Consider the following 5,913-nt stretch of genomic DNA (forward strand, 5'->3'; position numbering starts at 1 on the left):
GGAGCGTCGCACGATAGTCGCCGTTGAGATTATCGTTCCTCACGCTCCAGCGTGGGAATGCCGTTCCCGACGCTCTGCGTCGCACGATAGCCTGGATTATCAATGATGCTCGCGGGTGGCGCGGAATTTCACGTCGGGCCAGCGCTCTTCCATCAGCGCCAGGTTCACGCGGGTAGGGGCGAGGTAGGTCAGGTGACCGCCGCCGTCCACAGCCAGGTTTTCCACGGCCTTGTTCTCAAACTCTTCAAGCTTCTTTTTGTCCGCGCAGTCGATCCAGCGGGCTGACCAGACAGTGATCGGCTCGTAGGCGCATTCGACCTTGTATTCTTCCTTCAGGCGGCTGGCAACCACGTCGAACTGCAGCACACCGACGGCGCCGAGAATGATGTCGTTGCTGCGCTGCGGGAAAAACACCTGCGTGGCGCCTTCTTCGGCGAGCTGTTGCAGGCCCTGTCGCAGTTGCTTGGACTTGAGCGGGTCTTTCAGGCGCACGCGGCGGAACAGCTCCGGGGCAAAGTGCGGAATACCCGTGAAGCCCAGCGCTTCGCCTTCGGTGAAGGTGTCGCCGATCTGGATGGTGCCGTGGTTGTGCAGACCGATGATATCGCCTGCATAGGCTTCTTCGAGTTGCTCACGTTCCGAGGAGAAGAAGGTCAGCGCGTCGCCGATCCGTACGTCCTTGCCCAGGCGCACGTGGCGCATTTTCATGCCTTTCTCGTAGCGCCCCGAGCAAATGCGCATGAACGCAATACGGTCGCGGTGCTTGGGGTCCATGTTCGCCTGAATCTTGAACACGAAACCGGCGAACTTTTCTTCTTCCGGCTCGACAGTGCGCTCGTTGGCAACCCGTGCCAGGGGCATCGGCGCCCAGTTCACCACAGCATCAAGTACGTGATCGACGCCGAAGTTGCCCAAAGCCGTCCCGAAGAACACCGGGGTCAGTTGGCCGTCGATGAACTCCTGCTGATTGAATTCGTGGCAAGCGCCCTGCACCAGTTCCAGTTGCTCGACGAAGCGGTCGTACTCGTCACCCAGGTGGGCGCGGGCTTCGTCTGAGTCCAGATTCTGGATGATTTTGGTGTCGGTGCGTTCGTGACCGTGGCCTGCGGTGTAAACAATGATGTAGTCGTCAGCCAGGTGATAGACACCCTTGAAGTCACGGTAGCAGCCAATCGGCCAGGTGATCGGCGCAGCCTTGATCTTGAGGACCGCTTCGATTTCGTCGAGCAGCTCTATCGGGTCGCGAATGTCGCGGTCCAGCTTGTTAATGAAGCTGACAATCGGCGTGTCGCGCAGACGGCAGACATCCATCAGGGCGATGGTGCGTGGCTCGACGCCTTTACCGCCGTCGAGGACCATCAATGCCGAGTCGACGGCCGTCAGGGTGCGGTAGGTGTCTTCGGAGAAGTCTTCGTGGCCCGGGGTGTCGAGCAGGTTGATCATGTGATCGCGATACGGGAACTGCATCACCGACGTGGTGATGGAGATACCGCGCTGTTTCTCCATTTCCATCCAGTCGGAGGTGGCGTGGCGGTCGGATTTACGCGACTTGACCGTACCGGCGACGGAAATGGCCTTGCCCATCAGCAGGAGTTTTTCCGTGATGGTGGTTTTACCCGCATCCGGGTGGGAAATAATGGCGAAAGTGCGGCGTTTCGCGACTTCGGCGGCCTGTTGGGTCATGGGAAATCGCCTGGGATGGGATCGAAAAAAGGGCGAAGATTATAGCTCAAATCGCGGCAATGTCCGAACCGTTCAGACAATAAACGATGGCCAGATAGTGTCTCGTGTGGGAACCTTTCAGGCCGTGGAGACGTCCACTCCCCCGTCAAGGCTCGCAACGAAGCCAACGCAAGGGGCTGATTCATCAGCATGTTGGCTTGACGAAGCTGCGCTTATGGCTTGTGTTTTCGCCGAGGTTAAACCCTTACCGGCGACCCACCCGCTGCTCTTCGCGAACGTTATTGCCGGTGTCCTTTTTGGGCGCCCTGGTCAACGCGTTCGCCGACTGAAATAAGGAGTCCGCCTGTGGCTAATCGCTATGGCAAGGGGCTATTGGGAGGTGCGGTTGTGATCGCACTCCTGGCCCTGCTGATCCACTGGATCGGCATCAGTACTATCAAGCAATACCAGGATGACCTGCTGTTCTACCTCCAGGCTCACCTGATTCTGGTTCTGGTTTCAATGTTGGCGGCCCTGGTGGTCGGTATCCCCGCAGGCATCGCCCTCAGCCGACCGAGCATGGTGGGTCGCGCCGAACGCTTCATGCAGATATTCAACATTGGTAACACCGTTCCGCCTCTCGCCGTTCTGGCCATTGCCCTCGGGATTCTCGGGATCGGCAGCGGGCCGGCCATCTTCGCGCTGTTTCTCGCCTCGTTGTTGCCCATCGTGCGTAACACCTATGAAGGCCTGAAAAACGTTCAGGGTTCACTCAAGGAAGCCGCTGTCGGTATCGGCATGACCCCGCGTCAAGTGCTGTGGCGTGTCGAATTGCCCAACGCCGTGCCGATCATCATCGGTGGCGTGCGCGTCGCGCTGGCGATCAACGTCGGTACTGCTCCGCTTGCCTTTCTAATTGGTGCGAACAGCCTCGGCAGCCTGATTTTCCCCGGCATCGCCTTGAACAACCAGCCGCAACTGGTGCTGGGTGCAGCGTGTACCGCTCTGCTGGCGCTGCTGCTTGACGGGCTGGTGACACTGGCCAGTCGTCTCTGGCTGGAACGCGGTCTGGCTCGCTGAGCGAAGGAATTATCATGAAAAGAATATGCTTGTTTTTAGGCTTTGCCTTGCTGTTTTCGGCATTTGCCCAGGCAGCGGAAAAGCCGCTGTTGCGCGTCGGAGCGCGGGTGTTCACCGAACAGACCATTCTGTCTGAACTCACTGCGCAATACCTGCGTACAAAGGGTTATGACGTTCAAGTCACCGGCGGCCTGGGCAGCAGCCTGGCGCGTAGCGCGCAGGAAAGTGCTCAACTGGATCTGATCTGGGAGTACACCGGCGTATCGCTGGTGAATTACAACCACGTTGATGAAAAGCTCGACAGCGAACAAACCTACGCTCGGGTGAAAGAACTCGACGCGAAAAAAGGCTTGGTCTGGCTTTCCCCGTCGAAATTCAGCAACACCTATGCCTTGGCGCTGCCGCAGAAAATCGCTGACAAGTACCCACAGGTCAACACCATGACCGACCTGACCAAAGTCCTCAAAGACGAAGCCAAAGAGGGTCATCTCGTAGCGCTGGACACTGAGTTCGCCAACCGTTCCGACGGTCTGCTCGGCATGGTCAAGCATTACGACATGAATCTCGGTCGTGAGAACACTCGCCAGATGGATGCGGGGCTGGTTTACACCGCGCTACGGAACGGCCAGGTGTTTGCGGGCCTGGTGTACACCACTGACGGTCGCTTGAACGCCTTCAAGCTCAAGGTGCTGGAAGACGACAAACGTTACTTCCCGGACTACACCGCCGCGCCGGTGATCCGTCAGGATTACTTGGACAAGCACCCGGATATTGCCCCGTTGCTCAAGCCTTTGGCTGATCTGCTGGACACCCAAACCATGATCGACCTCAACGCCCGCATCGATGTTGGTCACGAGAGTCCATCCAAAGTTGCCGCAGATTTCCTGCGTCAGCACCCACTTAACTAAGGACGGAGACGACATGAGTTTTTTTAACGTTTTCTCCCAGATCGACTGGGCTCAGGTGCTGCATCTGACCACGCAGCACATCACGCTGGTCGGCATTGCTGTGACCCTGGCCATCGTCGTCGGTGTGCCGCTGGGCGTGTTGATGACCCGCTTTCCGGCGCTGGCCGGCCCGCTGCAAGCCAGCGCCACCGTGCTGCTGACCGTGCCGTCCATTGCCTTGTTCGGCCTGTTGCTGCCGTTCTATTCGAAATTTGGCCAGGGCCTTGGCCCGATGCCGGCGATCACCGCAGTGTTTCTCTATTCGCTGCTGCCGATCATGCGTAACACCTACCTGGCCCTGACAGGCGTCGAGCCGGGTATTCGCGAAGCCGCCAAAGGCATCGGCATGACCTTCGGCCAGCGCCTGCGCATGGTTGAACTGCCTATCGCGGTGCCCGTCATCCTCGCCGGTGTGCGCACCGCCGTGGTGATGAACATCGGTGTCATGACCATCGCTGCCACCATCGGTGCCGGTGGTCTGGGTGTACTTATTCTTGCTTCTATCAGCCGCAGCGATATGTCGATGCTGATCGTCGGCGCGGTACTGGTCAGCATTCTGGCCATCATCGCCGACCTGCTTCTGCAATGGCTGCAACGCACGCTGACTCCAAAAGGATTACTGAAATGATCGAACTCCAGAACCTCTCCAAGACTTTCCAGAGCAACGGCAAAGAAGTGAAGGCTGTCGATTCGGTCAGCCTCACGGTCAACGAAGGCGAAATCTGCGTCTTCCTCGGCCCGTCGGGTTGCGGCAAGAGCACCACGCTGAAAATGATCAACCGTCTGATCATGCCGACCTCCGGCAAAGTGCTGATCAACGGTGAAGACACCACTGACCTGGATGAAGTGACCTTGCGCCGCAACATCGGCTACGTGATCCAGCAGATCGGTCTGTTCCCTAACATGACCATTGAAGAAAACATCGTGGTCGTGCCCAAATTGCTGGGCTGGGACAAGCAGCGTTGCCATGACCGTGCCCGCGAACTGATGAGCATGATCAAGCTGGAGCCCAAGCAGTACCTGCATCGCTACCCGCGTGAGCTGTCCGGTGGCCAGCAACAGCGTATCGGCGTTATCCGTGCATTGGCCGCAGACGCGCCGTTGCTGCTGATGGACGAGCCGTTCGGCGCGGTCGATCCGATCAACCGCGAGATGATCCAGAACGAGTTCTTCGAGATGCAGCGGGCGCTGAACAAGACTGTGATCATGGTCAGCCACGACATCGACGAAGCTATCAAACTGGGCGACAAGATCGCGATCTTCCGCGGCGGCAAACTGCTACAGATTGATCACCCGGACACCTTGCTTGCGCATCCGGCTGACGACTTCGTCAGCAGCTTCGTGGGTCAGGACAGCACGCTCAAGCGCCTGCTGCTGGTCAAAGCCGAAGACGCCGCCGACAACGCGCCGTCGGTCAGCCCGGAAACCCCGGTGGCCGATGCGCTGGAGGTGATGGACGAAAATGACCTTCGCTACATCGTTGTCACCGACAGCGAGAACAAGGCGATGGGTTATGTGCGTCGTCGCGACCTGCACCGTCAGCAAGGCACGTGTGCGCAGTTCCTGCGCGAATTCAACGCCACAGCGGCCTACGACGAACACTTGCGCATCTTGCTGTCGCGCATGTACGAGTTCAACCGCGCCTGGCTACCGGTGCTGGATGCCGAGAATGTGTTCCTGGGTGAAGTGACGCAAGAGTCGATTGCGGCGTATCTGAGTTCGGGCCGTTCGCGTGGCATGAAGACCAGTATTGTGTCGCCTGCGGAACAAGTGGCTTCCTGATTGGCTGTGTTGCCTCCAGCCCTTAGGGCTGGCGGCAACGGGGGGCGGCTACAATCCATGGTCGCAGTAAGTGACGTCGGCATATGGCACTTCTGATGATAAGGACAGCGTATCTGCTCTTTTGCTTTCATACAGGATATGAGCAGCATCGTTATAATTGCACGAGACTTCGCAATGGTCGTCACCGTCAAATTTTTTGAGGCTGTGCCAGGCCCCGTTTGAAACGGTGGAATAATAGGCGTGGCCTTGGGTGACTTCGGATGCATATACTCCATTGACAAATAGCATGTAGTTGTGATTATTGAATGTTTCTCCTTCGAAGTAAACGAAAAGGCTGGGCGGCGGCAAAAACTGAGCGCAACACCTGACCAATCCGGTACGGTGAACCTATGTCATATCATGAACTCAGCATTGAAGAACGCATCACGATCCAGTTTGGCCA

The 5,913-nt window shown here is 57.9% G+C and carries 5 protein-coding genes; 4 read left to right on the forward strand and 1 reads right to left on the reverse strand.

Going from position 1 to position 5,913, the window contains the following annotated elements; all coding sequences use genetic code 11:
• Positions 1 to 99: 99 nt before the first annotated feature.
• Positions 100 to 1,683: a peptide chain release factor 3 gene (locus DW49_RS0121780; protein WP_005620539.1), complete on the reverse strand. Its 1,584-nt coding sequence runs from the start codon at positions 1,681 to 1,683 to the stop codon at positions 100 to 102.
• Positions 1,684 to 2,028: 345 nt separating this feature from the next.
• Between DW49_RS0121780 and DW49_RS0121785 the strand changes: the two genes are divergently transcribed.
• Genes DW49_RS0121785 through DW49_RS0121800 form a run of 4 tightly spaced genes read left to right on the forward strand, consistent with a single transcriptional unit; the run spans position 2,029 to position 5,471 of the window.
• The gene (locus tag DW49_RS0121785; RefSeq protein ID WP_003379713.1) at positions 2,029 to 2,742 is read left to right on the forward strand and encodes an ABC transporter permease; all 714 of its coding nucleotides are present in this window, start codon (positions 2,029 to 2,031) and stop codon (positions 2,740 to 2,742) included.
• Positions 2,743 to 2,756: 14 nt separating this feature from the next.
• The gene (locus DW49_RS0121790; RefSeq protein ID WP_005620538.1) at positions 2,757 to 3,650 is read left to right on the forward strand and encodes a glycine betaine ABC transporter substrate-binding protein; all 894 of its coding nucleotides are present in this window, start codon (positions 2,757 to 2,759) and stop codon (positions 3,648 to 3,650) included.
• A 13-nt stretch (positions 3,651 to 3,663) separates the two neighbouring features.
• Complete coding sequence (locus DW49_RS0121795; protein WP_003379710.1) at positions 3,664 to 4,317, forward strand: ABC transporter permease; 654 nt, start codon at positions 3,664 to 3,666, stop codon at positions 4,315 to 4,317.
• Positions 4,314 to 5,471 carry an osmoprotectant ABC transporter ATP-binding protein OsmV gene (locus DW49_RS0121800; RefSeq protein ID WP_005620536.1) on the forward strand — a complete coding sequence of 386 codons (1,158 nt, stop codon included), beginning with the start codon at positions 4,314 to 4,316 and terminating at the stop codon, positions 5,469 to 5,471. Before DW49_RS0121795 ends, DW49_RS0121800 begins: the two co-directional genes overlap by 4 nt.
• Positions 5,472 to 5,913: the final 442 nt, after the last annotated feature.

It is taken from the genome of Pseudomonas avellanae BPIC 631 (assembly GCF_000444135.1).
In the GTDB taxonomy this organism is placed as follows: Bacteria; Pseudomonadota; Gammaproteobacteria; order Pseudomonadales; family Pseudomonadaceae; genus Aquipseudomonas; species Aquipseudomonas avellanae.

What these genes read in the sequence shown, in the direction of transcription:
- DW49_RS0121795 (WP_003379710.1), top strand. Translation starts at nt 3,664, where the DNA reads ATGAGTTTTTTTAACGTTTTCTCCCAGATCGACTGGGCTCAGGTGCTG.
- DW49_RS0121800 (WP_005620536.1), top strand. Translation starts at nt 4,314, where the DNA reads ATGATCGAACTCCAGAACCTCTCCAAGACTTTCCAGAGCAACGGCAAA.
- DW49_RS0121790 (WP_005620538.1), top strand. Translation starts at nt 2,757, where the DNA reads ATGAAAAGAATATGCTTGTTTTTAGGCTTTGCCTTGCTGTTTTCGGCA.
- DW49_RS0121780 (WP_005620539.1), bottom strand. Translation starts at nt 1,683, where the DNA reads ATGACCCAACAGGCCGCCGAAGTCGCGAAACGCCGCACTTTCGCCATT.